We start from the raw sequence: 16,970 nt of genomic DNA on the forward strand, positions 1-16,970 counted from the left end.
CTCCAGGCCTTTTTTATTAACGACTACTAGAGAGGAGAAATTTGATATGAACAAAGTAGCTATTTTGTTTCATGATCCAAATTTAGGTATTTCGGTTGAAGAGGCTTTGGAGGCAGTCAACATTAGTTATTCGATAGAGAAGACACCGGTTGAATTATTTGAAATTGACCCGTTTTATTGTAAAACACACATCTTGGCCGAAATTTCGATTGAGCACTTGGACCAATTAAGAGTAGCCAATCGACTAATCATTGCGGGAACTTATATTGTCTCTTCGAACGGCAGATACGAAGTTGTTTTGAAAGAGGTGATATAAATGGCACAGCTAACTCTTTTTTCAGAATGGGAAGCTAAAGACAACATTCCTGATCTTCCAAAGGATTCGATTGTCCGGCCTTCGTTTAAAGAAGTCGGGGATGAGGTACGAGTTGTAATCGAGCGAATTAAAGTTGCATATTTGGATATCACAAACACTCGGCCATGGGTAATTGCATCCTCAATGGGAAAAGATTCAACCTTCCTGTGCTTGTGCATCTGGATCGCTCTCTCAGAGATCCCTTCGGAACAAAGGTTGAGGCAAGTTCATATCATTAGCAGCGATACAGGACTCGAAAACCCTGGTCTTAAATCTTTTGTACATGAATCTATTGAGAAAATGAAGACAAGCGCTGCTGCTCAGGGGTTGGATTGTCTGCAAGCTCACATCGTAATGCCGGATCAGAAAAATCGGTTTGCAGCAAAGGTCATTGGTAACGGCTTACCGCTTTCCACGCCTGCTAGCCCATTTCGCTGGTGTACTGATGCGTTTAAGATCAGTCCAACCGAGGTTTTTTATCAAAGGTCTGCTTGCGGAACATGGTGAAGTTGTGATCTTTACCGGAGTGCGGATAGATGAATCTGCCAAAAGGGCATCATCTATCAGGAAAAACGGTGCAGATGAGTTCATCTTCCAAAAATACCGCACTAAGAAAGATAAGGAGAAAAATGAAGAGAGAAAGCCGATGAAGGGGCGGTTTGAATGTCACCCAATTAAGGACATCTCGGACGAGGTATTATGGGATACTCTTATGAGTTGTAGCCCTCGTTTTCCCTGGGGTACCCGTTTTCTTCAGCTCTATTCACTGTACAAAGACAGTGGGGAATGCCCAATGCAGATCGGTGAAATTAAGCAGAGCTGCGGTACTTCAAGAAATGGTTGCATAATTTGTCTCTTTGTCAAAGATGATAAAATGTTGAAATATTTCCTCGACCGTGGAGAAAAGTGGGCAGAACCAATCCTTAAACTCCGTACAATCATGAGACATATGCTTTATGATGCGAATTTCCGTGAGCCGATCCGCAAGTCAAGGTTAAAAATTCTCGATACTGTTAATCCATTTTTGGATAATGATGAAGAGAATGGTCAACTTATGATCTTTGATCTTGAGTCTAAAGATTTGAACGACGAGGAAGCAGCTCCATATGAACCTCTCTGTACTGGAGGAATACCGGCTAATCCTGACCTTGCTTTAGCTAGTTTCTCACTCCAAGGGAGGATATTTCTCTTAAAAAATGTCCTTCACTATCAGAAGGAAGCAGATCTTGAGATAGTAAGTAAAGAGGATATTGAATACATTAAAAGTGTGTGGAAACTAGAAATGGGATGGGAAGAGAACGAACTTGACCTCACACCAGAACCTATTCCTTATTATGGTGCATTGGTTTTGAATAAGGAATACCAGTTAAATGAAAATGAAACGACCATTCCGAATTTAGTTGTTGATCCTCGCTATTACGCTATTGAGGAGGCAATTTTGAACCAGTCAAGGGAATGTTCAAAACTGGAACTCGATGCCACCAAGCTTGTCAATCTACGTGTGCTTAATCAGCAAGGGGAATTAGTGAAGGAGAAACTCAATTTTATTTACTACATCACAACCGACTTTGGTGGTGGTGAAAGAGAGATTTATGAGGTGCTAAATCGTGCCAAGAAGGTTACAGGCGAGAATATACCGTATTTTTGGAATCCCATCAAGTCTAATGAGTTTGGTAGGAATGTCTTCTGGAATAATGTAACCTTTGTAGTATCACGAGGAGAGATTAGATCCTTAGAAGCGGCAAGAGCTTTTGTAAACGATTATATCGACGCCGGTACTATTAAGACACCTGTAGAAGCTTACAGTTTGGAAAGACATTATTGGCAGATCATTAGTGGGAAAACGCCATTTGAAGCCAAGAGAGTGTTGCTTAAAGCTGGGTTTCATTCCAATCAAGTGCCGCAAAGTATAAAGGAATATACCGGTGTCTTGGAATCTGAATTGGAAGTAGCTAATGCCATTAAAGCCTCAATAGGTGATGGATTCTCTTATATGACACCAGAGAGAGCTCGAGAAGTATGCCTTTCTACTCCATGCTGGGATGAAGTGTTCTGGACCTTACTTTATGATCTTCGCACCCCTGCAGCAGTGAAAAACTTCTTGATAGAGAAGGGATATGTACCCGAGGTCATTCCGGAGTCAATAAAATTCTATTCAGATATTTCTGATCATGAGCTATACTTCGGCAATAAAGTGCGGATCCACGGATTGAATGAAGTGGTAGCATCATTACTTTTTATTCCAGATCAACATCACAAGTTGCCTGAATTCATAAAAAAAGCGATGGATAAACTACTACTTAGCGATCTCTGTGAGCAGCCGCAGTATTAGGCAAATGAATAAAAAAGGTGCAGCCCCTTAGGGATGCACCTTTTTACTGTTTTAGGGCAAAAAGTATACTCTCGTTCCTTGGCAGTGTGCAAAAGAGGCGAACTCGAGAAGTTTTCCGGTATTCTCTTGAATAAACTTTTCAGTTTTAAATGGATTGTAATACCCTATGTCGTAATAGTCTTTTTTATCATCTTCCGCAGATATAAACTCTCCTTCAACGTAGGCATGAACAGTTCTAATACCTGTTTTAATGACTCTGGCATGGCCGGGTGCAGATACGACGAACCGAGCGTTTGTTAATGTGACACTCATGCAATACCCAACTACGAGTCTGGTCTTCTTGTCACGTATAGAAAAACAGTCTCTATTAAGGTTTCGGTAAACCTGAACAACTTGTCCTTTAAAGAGCTCTCTATCATTAACAGGTGTCATCAAGCAATCACCTTTCTTGTAGTAGTTTTACTTCATAATATGTGCTAATTAAATATAGGAGAAATTTGGAGAGGCATTACTTGCTTATATCCTTCTTTTTATTTACAATGAATGCATACCCTATTCTTACCTAATTCATTACCTCTGAGCATGCGCTGAAAGAGGAATTCTATCAGGCTTCACTAATGGTAATGTTAAACAGGGATAATATGTCTAAATTCGCCCCGTGGGTGACAAAGTGCTATTTAATAGCTAATTTGTCGCTTACGGGTTTTTTGCGTTCCATAAAACGGAGGTGAAAAATATTCGGAGCGCTTTTTATAACAACAATCCAATTATCCGTGAGGAGGAAAGTAACTATGTTTAAGATCAAAAGTGAAGTACTAAAAGGTTTAGTTGGCCAGCTCGTTAAATCAGCTCGAAAAGCAGGTATTGGAGAAAAAACGATTTACATTCGGACGCTTGAAGACGGATTAGTGTCGTTTTATTATCATGGACAAGACATTTCTGTCGAGAAGAAGATTCCATGCAAAATTGAAGGGAATCTAGAAGTGGCTACAGGGATAGGTGAACTCGAAGTCAAAGTCGCGGCATTGCCGGACGAGGTCGAGGTATTGGTTCAGAAGAACAATGGTGATAAAAACAATGGTGATGGACTCCAGTTCCTCTGGGGTAATGGAGGCAAGAGAAAATCGGGGCTTCGTGTTGATATTTTGCCAGAAACTTCTCCAATGGTTGAAGTTCCTCCATTTGAGGCTTCATTGAAATGGAGACCGGGAGTATTGCACAATATTGTACGTTACGTTCCATCGTTCTGCTTGCATAATAATAGCAGCAAAGCTGCTCAGATGACGAGCGCACTTGGACCCAATTTTTCTAAAGATGATGCGGGTCGCGTTCTGGTTCGAGCTACAGATGGCATAAAAGGTGTAACTATATATCCGAAGCATATGGAGTGGTTTGAGGATCCCATGAGCCTTCATGTTTCTACTCTTCAAGGAGTGGCTGATGTGATTCCGAGCGATGCTGAGATTGAGTTAGGCCTCAGCGGAGGGACGATCGTTATTTTTAAGGCCGGTTATACCACCGCTGTGTGCCGTACACTCGTTGGAAAGTTTCCGCCCATTGATAATTATTTCAATGATAAAACAAAAGGGAAGCTGAACATCGACCGTCTCGAACTCATTGAGGTGTGCAAGCGCGTTAAACTTCTTGCACCAACGGCTGCTTTGCTTCAACTTCAACTAACGGATGATAAGGTTTACGCCGTTATCCCTGATGTTTTAGAACAGGCACTACCAGCATCCGTTGAGGGCGATATGCCGAGTTTTGCTGTCGGTGCTATTCATTTGGAGATGGCTGCAATGCTATTTGCAATGTCAAAAACATCTGATGAACTGACAATGTATGTAGACGGCTACGACCAACCAGTTTCGGTGGGTCTCGAAGGGAATGAGAGTATCCGTTTATGGGTTATGCCGCATGTGTCCTCTTTTGTTCGGGAGGCAAATAGTTCGAAGAAAAAATCGATGCCAACAACGGTATAAATTCAATATGATAGGAGGGATTCCCCACATGATATCTATTATGTGGGGTATTTTTATGGCAAAAATAGAATACACAAGACAGGGTCTTGAATTTAAATCTAGCTCTCTGCAGGAAGCAATGAATTTGAGCGAATGCTTAATTGGTGAGTCTGTAAATAAGGAGATCTTTACATGGCATTCCCTTGTGACACGGAGTGACGGCCCGATCAATGAGATGCATCCCGTAACAACCATGGATTCCTGGGACATTCAGCTTGATGATAAGACTATCAAGGATGTTCAGAATGTACTTGACAGTAAACGGAGAGCTTATCGGCGTTCAAGCCGGTCGCTTGACGAGTGGAGAGATACACCTGAGTTTAAAACTGCACGAGAAAGAGTTGTCGAACTGTTTGGAAAGCCGTTCAAAGATGGAAGTGTATTATTTCCGTATCAAATTGATATCGCAGCATATATCGTGAGTGTCAAAACTCTGATGAATGCATGCGATATGGGAATGGGGAAGACTCGGACTACCATTGTCGGACTAGCTTCTGACTCAACAAATCAATTAAACTTGATTATTACCATGAAGCGCAACATAAACGACTGGCAAAGAGAGCTTGAACTCCTTAATTTCGTCGAAGGAACAGACTACATCGTTCTCAATTCGCCAAGGGATCTTAAGAAAACGAAAGGTGTTCGGTTTCACCTTGTCTCGTATGAAAAGTGGAGTAATGAACGAGTTGTATTCCGAAAAAAAGTTCATCACGAGTGCCCCCATTGCGAAGCAGGACCAGGTAATTTCAATGCTAATTTTCAGTACTGTATGAAATGTAATAGGAAGGCTGCGTCAATAATAGATCCGGAAACCAACTCTATTGCTCGATGGTCTCAAAAAGATCTCCCTAAACTCTGCCCAGACTGTGGCAGCGAGTGGAAAAAGGGTAACACCACTTGTAATCAAGAGCGGCTATTTAAGCATAACGGGGTAGAGGAAATCGTTAAATGCAACTACACCGTTATTGAAAAGAAGATTCCATCTCTTTCTCATTACTTTCATAAAGGTTACGACTCGGTCACCGTAGACGAAGCACACTACATTAGTAATATCGACACTAAACGTGCTCGTTCTGTTCTCCGAACCAAAGCAAAAACACGTGTACTTCTTACAGGGACACCTGCTGAGAATGAAGTTACAGATTTATACTGGTTGCTTGGCTGGCTTACTGGCTTCTCATCACGTTTTGAAGATCCTCTAGAGGCAGCGTCAGGTAGACCGAAACCTTTCGCAGGTTATGGTAAAGTTGGTGCTGAACACTTCCGGGCGTATTATGGTGGAGGTGCAAAGCGGAGAGTTCTGGATGTGGACTCCGTTGAAGCTCGTGTGGGTCACCACGAACAACTATGGAAAATACTAGATACTGTAATGGTCCGGAAGAAGAAGACCGACGAGGACGTTAAGGATTATATTGCTGTACCGGAACCAAAGCATATTCGCTACCACCTTGATCTAATGCCTGCTGAAAGAGAGCTTTATGATAGCATGGTTGAAGAATTCCGCTTGTGGTATGAAGAAGAGTTAGAGAAGAAATCCAAAGCGGAAATACGCGGTGAGACATACCGTATCAGTACGATAAAAATATGCACCTGGATGGATAAGCTGCGGAAGGCTTCGAGCTGTCCTTGGGTATTTCCTAACTATAATGTCCTTAATGGTAGAACGACAGCAAAACTTCAGTACATTGAGAATAAAGTCAAGGACTATGTCCGTCGAGGGAAGAAAGTCCTTCTTTTTTCAGGTCATAAGGAAACGATCGAGCACTTAAAGCTGACTCTAGATGAAATCATTCCTGGTCGCTACGCGGAATACATACATGGAGAAGTGGCTATGGAACACCGCTGGGATGTCATGAAAAAATTCCAAGATTCTTCTGATCCGTTATCAATCCTCGTAATGTCGCATCGGACCGGCGCGGAGAGCTACACCTTAACGGAAGCGAAGGCCGTCTTTATCGTAGACTTGGATTTTAACGGAAAAAAAATCGAACAATGCTATTCCCGAGCTGTACGTCTCGGTCAGAAAGATGAAGTGGAAGTACATTGGCTTCTTGGTACAAACACGATAGATGTTAACATTCACGGGGTCGTTCTCTCTAAAATTAGTGGTGTTAACCTAGCTGTTGACCGCCAAGGTTTGGATATGTCAGACCTTGCTCATGAATTCGAAGGGGACTCAAAAACTGCCTCCCAGGCAGTCGACATGGAGAAGTTTGCAAAAGATATGCTGAAAGGCGGAACGAAGCGGAAAGAGATAACTTCTGCCGCTGTATAAGAGAGGGGTATACCGATCAATGTATCCTATATATGATATTTCTACAGGGCTTTTTGTGATTGAGTGGTATGAGAGGAAGGGAAAGAAGGTCACCCCTGTGCGCCATTATTTCGAGCAGAAACCCCTTAAATTGCAAATCCATCCTGCTGATCCGGAACTATTTATCAGAATCCACTTATCCGGTAAAATGCCAGGTTGGATAAAGGATTATTGCAACGTAAAAGATCATGTTTTCCAGTATGAGGAGATAACTTTTGGTTCAGAACAGGGTTGGTTACTTACAAACTGGAGAGGCCATAAACTTGGATTTACGCCTTTAGCGGCTCCTAATCTTAATGAGGCACTTCGAAAGTTAGCTGATAAAATACCCTCAGTGTGTCCTGAACTTAAGCAACAATTGATTGATCATTCGGATATTGCTGTTAAAAACTTGATCAATTACCATGAGATTTTTAATAATATTGGTGTGTATTATAGACCGGAAGAAATTACTGGATTGGAGGGGTGTCTTGCCATAGATAATACGTTTTTTCCCGTTAAGAGTAGTGGGGTTTCGGATGAAGATTTTCGTGCTCACTTGGATAATGATGGCAGGCTGCATACAATGGTAAGAGAGTTAATAAACCCTTTGCCAGATCCAGAAGTCAACTCTACGGATGGGCTTGCGTTTACAAGCACAAGCGTCGAGGAGGAAGAAGAGTTGCTGGGTAATCCAGAAGAGGAAGAGGAGCTGCTGGGTGATCTAGAAGAGGAAGAAGAGCTGCTGGGTGATCTAGAAGAGGAAGAAGAGCTGCTAGGTGATCTAGAAGAGGAAGAAGAGCTGCTAGGTGATCTAGAAGAGGAAGAAGAGCTAGTAGGTGATCTTGAAAATGAAGATGACTCACTTGGTGAGATTCGACTCAAAAATGACGACTCGGAAGAAAATGATGCCGTCCATTCATTTGGAAAAGGACAACAACCTGAACTTTCTCCGGATGCTGAAGTTCAACTAACTTCAGAAAAAACTCAGTCTCATCAATTTGTCGTGCTTGAATATAACGACAAACGGACCGGTATAGTAGGAGGGCAAATGTCGATCTTCTAATGATTACAAATTTTCTGAAAGCCTAGACCGTCGAGTAATATATACATTCGACGGTCTTTCTATTTTTTGTTGTCGTTTAATTAGGAATTTGGTATGATATGAACATATCATCCTTGATCCTTTATTCCTAGCCTGCGTCATGCGACATACAGGTCATTCTAAGTTTTAACTATTATTTTAGGTATTTCTATGTCAAAAATTCGCCTCTATGGGTGCCGAAGTGTCTTTTGTTGATGCTTTGAGTACCAATAGGGGTTTTTATATATATATTGTAACCCTATTTATAACGCCTTTAGGTGGATTATCTGTTTCTTACGATAACTCACCGAAAGGCGTTTTTGATTATACAGTTATTGGTGATTGCTTGACTTATAAGAACGCATGTTCCTATAATCTAGTATACACCTAGATGATTAGTTAAATAATTCGGAGGTGTCGGAAGATGAAAAAAGCTATACACAGTAAACAACCAATCGGAACTTTAGGCGAGTATAAGAGTATTTGGATGGGCGTCGATGATCCTCTTGAGAGTGAATTGATTGCCAGAGAACTTAGAAAGAATCATCGCCGTCCTATGAAACAAATTCGCCGTATTGTTGCTGTAAAGTATTGGTTTCAGATCGTTCGGTGGACATTAGAAGATATGAGAGTTTATGCACCCCTTTTCGGTGCAGTTGTATTAGGAATTCTGTTGCTGCTCATCGCAGTGTCATGAGGTGATAGACGTGAGTCTCGAGACAGTTTTATGGGTACTTTTTATTTCTCCATTTGCTATTGGGATGCTGTCGGCATTCTTTGGCGGAGGAAATGCGATTACACCGGTTATTGTGGACTACCGGTCTTCTCAATCTGTGCAACCAGTTATTGAAAAAGAAGCTACGCACGAGAGTGAGTTTTTAATTGAACCTAAATTAGTACTGCCAGTTAATGAGCATTCTGCAATTCAAGCTCAGAAACTAGAGGAGTCGCCTCATGCAATGGATATTCTGCAAGATATTCCAGCAAATAACGAGGAAATGGTTACTAAGCCCATTCAATATGAAGTCTCAAATATCCCACAAGAATTGAATAATTCCATCGATGAGTTATTCAATGCTCTACATGGAAATCCGAATGAAGATGTTCTTGCTCACATACCTGCAGAGGAAAACCATCAAATATTTAATCAGGACTTTCCTAGTGAATTTGAACTTCCTGTAACTGACTACGAGGACTTCGAAATTTACACACAGTCCATTGATGAGAGGCTCGATCAAATGGATTCGAATAGTCAGAATACATCTGGCGTTGTCTATAATTTTCCCTATGGTGAATCATTGCCCATACCATCACGTGAATATTTCGCACTGCAACAAAAGTATGGCTCAGAAATTGTTAGCAGGGTAACAACTACACCAGCTATTGGGGGAACTGGTGACCACGACTGCATGATTGGAAGGGTTATGCAGAAGCATAACCAAACAGTTTTGCAGTATGGGGATCACTATATTCCTTTGAAAGGAATATATGAGGCAGAGGGAGTATTTCTTGTCGAAGGAATGTTTGTAAAACCGGACCTATTCTTTGTGAGTGAACACACTGAGTTGGAGGGACAAACGAATTCGATCGGCAAGGCAGCGGAGAACTAGCACTCTCCGCTTTCTCAAAGGATTTAAGGGTATTTAGAACTAGTTCTTTATACTCTATAAATCCTTTGGGAAAGCGGTGAATTAGTCCGCTTTTGATACTCAATACACTAAAATTTGCTAAATTCAGCATCGACAATTTTCTAGTAGAGGTGTAAAATGGTGTCATAATATGAAATTTCATCGACTTAGTGATGTGAAAATATGAAATTTTACCTGTAATACATAAATATTTACCAGATTCATCAGTTTTTTTTCATACTTTAGGACGATCGTCTTAGATTTCTCACTTTTATATCGATAGGGGCGTTGATTTATGTCATCGAACAAGCATTTTACTAAAGGGAACAGTGATACAAAAGGGAACATTGGGATTAGCGAGATAGTAAGTAAGCCAGTAAACAATAATGAGCTTGCTGAACAGCTTAAAGCCGCAATTTTAGGAGAATGTTTCCCAGCAGATATGTCCAAGAACATGGGAGGTTGCCTTAAGTTTTCCGTTCGGGGAGGACAATTGGCGATTAATCATATACTTCTTGAACGTGAGCTAAGTCCGAAGGTACTTGAGCTCAAAGCTACAGATTCGGAAACAAAGACCGTAGTGGGGATGAAACGAAGCGGACTGAAAACACTGTTGATGATCCTCGATGCAGTTATAAAAGAGGAGGATCCTATTGATCATGCAACGGTTTTTGTTTACTACTCCGTAGCTGACAACGGGGAATTCGCCAGCGGAAAGCTTGTTGTTGAGAGAGGTATTCACCATCCCCGCTATTAAAACAAGTCTTGACATTTAGGTACCCAAACAGGATAATCTAGATATGATTCATTAATTGAATAATTCACGAGCGGAAGCACCGCCTACCATGGGAATATCCCACGGTTTGGCGGTGCTTTTTTTTGTTCTAAAAAAGGGGGAATGCCGTTGCAGATAGATAAGCATTGCAACAAGCTTTGATTCATTCAGATTGGTATTACTTATCTCATATTGTGGAAGGGGAATTAACTTGTTTAAGAAGTTGTTTCTTATGATGGCTCTCGCATTTTGCATGACAATAGTTATAGCTCCGGTGGGCGCCTCCGCTCAAGATGTCATTGATTCCGAACTTCAGGACAAGAATCAAACCTATAACCCGAACGACGCAAACGTAAAAAAAGTTAATGCACCACTAAAGACAATAGTACAGATCTTTGGTGGCGTCGGGGGAACTTGTTTTGTCCTTGCAGTTATGTACTATGCCATTATGATTATCTTTGGTTCTTTGAACCCGCAAAAGGCAGCCACCTACTGGAAAGCACTTATCGGTTGTGCTGCCGGTGCATTCATCTTCTTTGGTGCAGCAACTTTTGCCAATGTTATTGCATCACTTGCATCATAATTATCGATCAGGGTATTGCCATGGCCACCCTGCCTATCTGATTTTGGACGCGATCTGTCTGAGATCGCACTGGCAGGGTGGCCGATTTTATTCTTAAGAAAGTTAGGAGGATTGTTCAGTGAATAACGAGATTGTTGTACCGATCGACATTACTCAAGAAGAAAAATCGATTCTAGCAGTTCTATCAATGAGACAATTCTTCTTCTTGTTTCCGACGCTAGTTTTCTGTGGCGTAATTCTTATCTACGGAAACCTACCGTTCCTTGATGGCGGGGCTGAATGGATTGGAAAACTGATCATCATCGTAATCTTAGGTGGAATTTCATCTTTCTTGGCCTTTTTTAAATTCGAAAAATACGAGCAGTATGCAAGCGAGTTTATTGCCTGGAAAATTAAATTCCATCGTTCACAGAAAACTTATTCCCATATCTAAGATGGAAAGGGGCTCACACGGTTGCAAGTTTTTATAGTCTGCATGATGGTTTTTCTAGTCCTCATACTTACATTTTTGTTTATTGCGAAGAGAAGGATGGATCGAAATGAACCTATTATTGGATGGCAGCGCAAGCAGCATCTTGGAGAAGTAAATGGCACAGCAGCCAACACCCAAAATATTAATAAGGCCGATGAAAAGGAACAGAAAAATGACAAACAGGACATAAAGGATCTCATTGGGATAGAGGATATTCATCACGGGATATTCGTTAAAAAGAACAATGAATTTTGTGTAACTGTAGCCACCGAATCCATTAACTACGACCTTCTAAGTTCACAGGCACGACAAGCGACTATTTTGGGGTATAGCAGTTTATTTCGGGTCATACGCTTTCCGGTTCAAATTCTTGGACAAGCTGTCCGGCAGGATTTGAGAAAAGAAGAGAATCGTTGGAATTCGAATCTCGCAAAGTGCAACGATCAAACGAGAGATTACAATGCCAATGTAATTAAACATATCAAGGACAAATCGGAAAAAGAGTTTCGAATATCACGTAAGGTCTATTACGTCATAAGCTATGTTCCCTTACCGAGCAAGATGGGGGCTTTGAAACCAGATCAGCGTGAAGAAATGATTCGGAACGAGCTCTACCAAAGAGCAGCTACGGTTGTGGGCATGCTTCGTCAATGCGAGATCCACGCTACACTGCTTGATAGCTTGTCTGCAATGGAAGTTATGAAAAGAGCTTTGAACCGTGACCGCATGGTAATTAATCCAATTGATGATTTGATTACTCACGGAAAAGAAAAACTCTCGGCTTACATTACTGCAGATGTCATGTCGATGCCTGGTTTTGATGATCTTGTGTATGACGTTGAGGAGGTGCGGAAAATTGTTCAAACGTATGAAGAAGAAGAGGGAAGAGAACATAAACGAGCTGCAGGTGAGTGATGCACGTAAAGGAGAAAGGGATCATGAAGTACTAGGATTCCCGAGCATTGTTGATAACATGCTTAATGATGGAGCACATTTCGAAGATGACTACTTCATGTTAAAAACGGGTCTTGGTTCGACTAAGTACGGCCGATCGTTTTTCGTTAAACCCAGTGGCTATCCCCGAACTGTACGAATTGGTTGGTTGGAGGCCCTTTTTACTGGTGATGACCTGGACTGCTCAGTTCATATTGAACCTATTGATCGGAATGCAGCGATTAAGAAATTGCAAGATAAAATCGACGAGTTCGATACTGTTATTTACTCTGCAGCAAATCGCGGGGATCAAGCTAAAATTGATGATTCGGTACAAAAACGCGAGGATACTAAATTTCTTCAGCGTCAGATTAAGAGCAATCAAAATGGATTGTATTACGTTTCAGTTCAGGCCACCGTGTATGCTAACTCACTTGATGAACTAAATGCGAAGTGCGTTGAGGTGGAAAATGAGGTCGCTGGCGAATCCATTGAGATCTTGAGTGCATTCAACAGACAAAAAGAAGCTTTCCTTTCGTGTTTACCCCTAGGGAAGAATTATTTACCTAAATCGGATCGTAATCTTGATCAGTTGAGTCTTACTGCAATATTCCCTCATGCCAGCTCGAAGTTAAACCATCAAGGTGGATTTCCGATTGGTCGTTTTGGAAGGGATTACGTCTACTATAACAATTTCGACCCAAGTCTGAACAATTATTCGCTTGGTATCTTTGGAGTATCTGGTTCGGGTAAATCTGTGCTCGTAAAACAAATCATTGGACGAGGCTACATGGATGGCATCATGAAAAACGTAATCATCGATGTGGAACCTGAGTATCGTGAATTGACCTATGCACTTGGAGGGGTTGTTGTTCCAATTTATCCATCGAAGGATGATGATGTCAGTCGGATTAATCCGCTGGATATCTTTCCTGAGAAGGAAGTTAAGAATAAGGGCACAGATGATGAATTTATTGATGAGAAGATTAACTTAAACGAGAAAATTAAGGAAGCCCTTGAATTCTTTAAAGTTATGAAGGAGTCCCTTACTCCTGATAACCGAGGACTAAGTGCAGTAGAAATCGGGGTTCTTAATGATATTCTAGAAAATCTGTATATCAGTCGAGGGATAACCGAAGATCCGGATTCAATCTATGAACAAATTGAACATTTCGATGATTTTGGTTCTTTCACTTATCGTAAACAGCTCATTCAAATGCCAACGATAACTGATGTGTACGAGGCGCTGTGCGAAGAAGCCCAGAATGATTATGGCGATGAACTTCGTGAGCTGTGTAATGTCGTTAAGTTGTTCACGAGAAATAAAGCTTTCGGTATGTTTGATGGTCAGACAAAAATTATTTCCGAAAACAATGTCTCTTTGGATGAAGCACCTGTCGTAACGTTTGACATCAGTAAGCTATCAAGTAATGGTATCGAACGTCCTCTTGCTCAACATGTGCTTATGACTTGGGTTTGGAACAGGTTTATTGTCTCAAATCCTAAAGTAAAGAAACGGGTTATCTGTGATGAAGCATGGATGATGATTAAATACTCTTCCATGATGGAATGGCTTAAAATTCTTAGCGCACGCGGACGGAAGTGGAACGTTTCTCTGACGCTTGTTTCACAACGTTACGAAATGTTTGATCGGACTGAATCTGCAAGAGATGTGGTTGCGCAGTTTGACACGGTTTGTTTCCTTAGACAGAGTGATCAAGACATCAACCCAATCCTGAGTACTTTTAGATTAAGCGAAGATGTAGGTAACTTGATCCGCACAGCTTCGACTGGTCAGGTTCTTATGAAAGCCGGAAAACAAATTGTTACATTCCAATCTGAACCGACGCCTGAAGAGTGGGTTTACCTTAATACCAACCAGAATGTCGAACTTGCTCCAAAGAAGAAATCGAGAGAAGAAATGATAGATTGGCTAAACGATAAGTCTCACCTTCAGGAAGGTGATGTCGCTTGATAAGAAGCAGTAGGCTTTTCTTATCCGTACTCCTTTTGCTAATTCTTGCCGGTTATGGTGAGGTATCTGCCTCGGGTTCTATTGGTTCAACGCTTACATCCACTATTGGCGGGGATAGCCTCTTTAATGAGGATCAATTATCTAATGGTGGAGATACAAGTGGTGCTCTTGTTGGTGACGAGACGGTAGATATGTTGAAAGAAGCGGAAGATGAAGCCAATCTGATGAATGGATTCATTATAGGTCAAGTAAATAACTTGATGACGATTCCGGGTATAAACAGCTTGCAAAATCTAGTCTTCGGAAATCCCTATGAAACTTGGGGGTTTGGTAATGATCCGAGCGATAAGTTGGTCGACGGTATCTTCTTTCAGTCCGAATTAGAGAATGTGATTCATCCACTTATAGCCACATTCTCGGGTGTGTATGCCACCGTTTTAATGCTCGCAATTATGATGTCATCCATGAAGCTTGGGATGAAAGCCCATAGTCCACAATCAAAAGAAGACTTTTGGAAGGATGTCCATATGTATGTCGCGTCTGCATTCTTCATGGGTCTTTTTTGGATGTTGTTCCACATCCTTATGGCTACAAACTGGGGCATTGTACAGGGTGTAGCATCAACGTTACAGAGTCTTAATAAACCTTTAGATGGTATATCTATCATCGCAACAGCAACGAATGATGATTCTTATTCATTTAAAATGGGAGACTTATTTGTATTTTTGGCAGAATGGGGATTGGCAGCCTATCTCAACTTCATATATATCGCACGCAAAATCATCATTATACTTCTTTGCGTGATGTCACCATTTGCAGCGTACAGTCTATTGTTTGCAAAGACCCGTTCTTTTTTTGGAACTTACATGAAGGAACTACTAGGGAACATTTTCCTGCCTTCAATTCATGCAATTATCCTTTTCATCTTTGTACAAATGGCTGGGAATCTTGGTCAGGGAATGGGGCCAATGATCTTTAAGTTAGGCATGATTATCATGTTTGTACCCGTAACGGGAATGGTTTCTAAGTGGTTGAATCTAGGTGATGCTAGCACGAGTATGGGACGGACTGCAACAGCACTCGGGCTTGGATCCATTGGCGGAGCAATGATGTTATCGAGGAATGTTATGAGCATGACTGGTAAAGGTAAAGCTGGCTTCGGTAACTCGAGTTCTTCCGGAAGTGGAGGAGCTGGAGCGGAGACACCAGGGGGGACGGATGTCCCCATGGGCAATGACGCAGGTAGATCTGCGATTACTCGTGCAGCTGAAGGTGGATCTACTTGGAATAAGATTAAAAAAGTTGGAAGTGTTGGCGGTGCGGTAGCAGGAGGAACGTTTGGTTTACCATTCGGTGCTGGTGGGGTAGCTGCTGGAGCAGCAATCGGTTCTAAAGCAGTCGCTGGTGTTCTACAAACGACAAGGAATGCAACAACCGGCGCACGCGATTTAGGTAGAACCGCACTAAACTCCTTTAGGGGGACAGATGCAAACGGGAACCCTTCAGGGAAAATAAGTTTAGGTAATTTCAAAGAAAAATGGAGCGACCTAGCTGAAAGACGTCAGATGGTCGGTAATCTTGGAGAAGCTGCCGGTAAAATGACTGGTGCTGCCGGAGCCACTATTGGTGGAGTAGTAGCTGGACCGGTTGGAGCTGCAATCGGAGGGGCATTCGGGAACAAGATAGGTACAGCAGGACGTGCAATGGGCCAGATGCTTTCTGGAGTAAGCCGCCAACGTGCCTTTGAGCACGGAGCCGGTATTCGTATGGATGGATCCTTAAGTCCTCGTGGGATGACCATGGATCAAATTGCTTCTGATCCGAGATTTAGCGGAAGTGAAGCTCGATGGAACCAAACGAATGATCGTTCTTGGTACGAGGCAAAGGATGCAGTTACCGGTAATTGGGAGAGGGTCGGTGGATATGGTGCCGGCGATTCTTCTCTTAAGACAGGACAGCTTCGGATGATTGACTATGACATTCGTAAGGGATCCGGGCCGAATGGTGGCGAGACTTGGACTCGTGGAGAAAACGGATCGTATACCCGAACGATAAATCAGCCACTTCAATCTGATGACAAAGGTAACATCCTCCAGAAGCCACGCACTGAGCGAGAGCTGGTAGGAATGAGCGGCTCTTCAGCAAGCTTTGGTCGGAAAAGTGAAGCCTACATCGCAGACACATCTAGGAAGAAGCTCTATTCTGACAATAGCTTCGACCATCGTCGCCTGAACACCGAGGATTACTTCAATCATACTAACAATGGCCGAAAATCGGATGTAAACGGAAAGGTTGTATCCGATATGCGATCTGGGAGTGACAAAGTTGCTGATTTCGTAGGTTTGACTGCTCCTAAAATGACACGATCAGCTACTAAAAACTTCATGGAAGGCGCGAAACGGGTCGGCTGGGCACAAGCAGGTGCTTACAATAATACCGATCGCAAGCGAGACATTATTTAAAGGTGATCTAGATTCTAAGAGGCGATCAGAGGATTTCCTCTTAGAATTGGAGGTGATAGT

15 protein-coding genes are annotated in these 16,970 nt (G+C 42.0%); 14 read left to right on the plus strand and 1 reads right to left on the minus strand.

Annotated features, from left to right (window positions below; all coding sequences use genetic code 11):
• Positions 1-46: 46 nt before the first annotated feature.
• Genes BLW49_RS25055 through BLW49_RS25065 form a run of 3 tightly spaced genes read left to right on the plus strand, consistent with a single transcriptional unit; the run spans position 47 to position 2,687 of the window.
• Positions 47-316, plus strand: a complete 270-nt coding sequence (locus tag BLW49_RS25055) for a hypothetical protein (protein ID WP_090727617.1) — start codon at positions 47-49, stop codon at positions 314-316.
• Entirely contained in the window at positions 317-862 is a 546-nt protein-coding gene (locus BLW49_RS25060) for an adenine nucleotide alpha hydrolase family protein (RefSeq protein ID WP_090727619.1), read from the plus strand.
• A complete protein-coding gene (locus BLW49_RS25065) occupies positions 801-2,687 on the plus strand; it encodes an adenine nucleotide alpha hydrolase family protein (protein ID WP_139237036.1) in 1,887 nt (628 codons plus the stop codon). Before BLW49_RS25060 ends, BLW49_RS25065 begins: the two co-directional genes overlap by 62 nt.
• Before the next feature lie 51 nt (positions 2,688-2,738).
• Here the strand turns inward: BLW49_RS25065 and BLW49_RS25070 are convergent, their stop codons facing one another.
• Complete coding sequence (locus BLW49_RS25070) at positions 2,739-3,119, minus strand: hypothetical protein (RefSeq protein ID WP_090727621.1); 381 nt, start codon at positions 3,117-3,119, stop codon at positions 2,739-2,741.
• Positions 3,120-3,478: 359 nt separating this feature from the next.
• Between BLW49_RS25070 and BLW49_RS25075 the strand changes: the two genes are divergently transcribed.
• The 11 genes from BLW49_RS25075 to BLW49_RS25125 all read left to right on the plus strand — a co-directional run bounded on the left by BLW49_RS25075 (position 3,479) and on the right by BLW49_RS25125 (position 16,910).
• Positions 3,479-4,666 carry a hypothetical protein gene (locus tag BLW49_RS25075; RefSeq protein WP_090727624.1) on the plus strand — a complete coding sequence of 396 codons (1,188 nt, stop codon included), beginning with the start codon at positions 3,479-3,481 and terminating at the stop codon, positions 4,664-4,666.
• Positions 4,667-4,694: 28 nt separating this feature from the next.
• The gene (locus tag BLW49_RS25080) at positions 4,695-6,980 is read left to right on the plus strand and encodes an SNF2-related protein (protein ID WP_244533611.1); all 2,286 of its coding nucleotides are present in this window, start codon (positions 4,695-4,697) and stop codon (positions 6,978-6,980) included.
• Between the two features lie 19 nt (positions 6,981-6,999).
• Complete coding sequence (locus BLW49_RS28965) at positions 7,000-8,064, plus strand: hypothetical protein (protein WP_170862571.1); 1,065 nt, start codon at positions 7,000-7,002, stop codon at positions 8,062-8,064.
• A 442-nt stretch (positions 8,065-8,506) separates the two neighbouring features.
• Positions 8,507-8,779, plus strand: a complete 273-nt coding sequence (locus BLW49_RS25090) for a hypothetical protein (protein ID WP_090727626.1) — start codon at positions 8,507-8,509, stop codon at positions 8,777-8,779.
• Between the two features lie 10 nt (positions 8,780-8,789).
• On the plus strand, positions 8,790-9,692 hold the full coding sequence (locus BLW49_RS25095) for a hypothetical protein (protein WP_090727628.1): 903 nt from the start codon (positions 8,790-8,792) through the stop codon (positions 9,690-9,692).
• A gap of 313 nt (positions 9,693-10,005) precedes the next feature.
• A complete protein-coding gene (locus BLW49_RS25100) occupies positions 10,006-10,467 on the plus strand; it encodes a hypothetical protein (protein WP_090727630.1) in 462 nt (153 codons plus the stop codon).
• A gap of 229 nt (positions 10,468-10,696) precedes the next feature.
• Positions 10,697-11,068 carry a TrbC/VirB2 family protein gene (locus tag BLW49_RS25105; RefSeq protein ID WP_244533612.1) on the plus strand — a complete coding sequence of 124 codons (372 nt, stop codon included), beginning with the start codon at positions 10,697-10,699 and terminating at the stop codon, positions 11,066-11,068.
• Positions 11,069-11,186: 118 nt separating this feature from the next.
• On the plus strand, positions 11,187-11,501 hold the full coding sequence (locus tag BLW49_RS25110) for a PrgI family mobile element protein (protein WP_090727632.1): 315 nt from the start codon (positions 11,187-11,189) through the stop codon (positions 11,499-11,501).
• Between the two features lie 96 nt (positions 11,502-11,597).
• On the plus strand, positions 11,598-12,455 hold the full coding sequence (locus BLW49_RS25115) for a hypothetical protein (RefSeq protein ID WP_244533613.1): 858 nt from the start codon (positions 11,598-11,600) through the stop codon (positions 12,453-12,455).
• Entirely contained in the window at positions 12,397-14,448 is a 2,052-nt protein-coding gene (locus BLW49_RS25120) for a VirB4 family type IV secretion system protein (protein WP_244533614.1), read from the plus strand. Before BLW49_RS25115 ends, BLW49_RS25120 begins: the two co-directional genes overlap by 59 nt.
• Positions 14,445-16,910: a hypothetical protein gene (locus BLW49_RS25125; RefSeq protein ID WP_090727636.1), complete on the plus strand. Its 2,466-nt coding sequence runs from the start codon at positions 14,445-14,447 to the stop codon at positions 16,908-16,910. Before BLW49_RS25120 ends, BLW49_RS25125 begins: the two co-directional genes overlap by 4 nt.
• Positions 16,911-16,970 lie beyond the last annotated feature (60 nt).

Origin of the sequence: Paenibacillus sp. PDC88, from assembly GCF_900106725.1 — a bacterium.
Taxonomy (GTDB): Bacteria; Bacillota; Bacilli; order Paenibacillales; family Paenibacillaceae; genus Paenibacillus; species Paenibacillus shunpengii.

What these genes read in the sequence shown, in the direction of transcription:
- BLW49_RS25055 (WP_090727617.1), top strand. Translation starts at nt 47, where the DNA reads ATGAACAAAGTAGCTATTTTGTTTCATGATCCAAATTTAGGTATTTCG.
- BLW49_RS25060 (WP_090727619.1), top strand. Translation starts at nt 317, where the DNA reads ATGGCACAGCTAACTCTTTTTTCAGAATGGGAAGCTAAAGACAACATT.
- BLW49_RS25065 (WP_139237036.1), top strand. Translation starts at nt 801, where the DNA reads ATGCGTTTAAGATCAGTCCAACCGAGGTTTTTTATCAAAGGTCTGCTT.
- BLW49_RS25070 (WP_090727621.1), bottom strand. Translation starts at nt 3,119, where the DNA reads ATGACACCTGTTAATGATAGAGAGCTCTTTAAAGGACAAGTTGTTCAG.
- BLW49_RS25075 (WP_090727624.1), top strand. Translation starts at nt 3,479, where the DNA reads ATGTTTAAGATCAAAAGTGAAGTACTAAAAGGTTTAGTTGGCCAGCTC.
- BLW49_RS25080 (WP_244533611.1), top strand. Translation starts at nt 4,695, where the DNA reads ATGATATCTATTATGTGGGGTATTTTTATGGCAAAAATAGAATACACA.
- BLW49_RS28965 (WP_170862571.1), top strand. Translation starts at nt 7,000, where the DNA reads ATGTATCCTATATATGATATTTCTACAGGGCTTTTTGTGATTGAGTGG.
- BLW49_RS25090 (WP_090727626.1), top strand. Translation starts at nt 8,507, where the DNA reads ATGAAAAAAGCTATACACAGTAAACAACCAATCGGAACTTTAGGCGAG.
- BLW49_RS25100 (WP_090727630.1), top strand. Translation starts at nt 10,006, where the DNA reads ATGTCATCGAACAAGCATTTTACTAAAGGGAACAGTGATACAAAAGGG.
- BLW49_RS25115 (WP_244533613.1), top strand. Translation starts at nt 11,598, where the DNA reads ATGGATCGAAATGAACCTATTATTGGATGGCAGCGCAAGCAGCATCTT.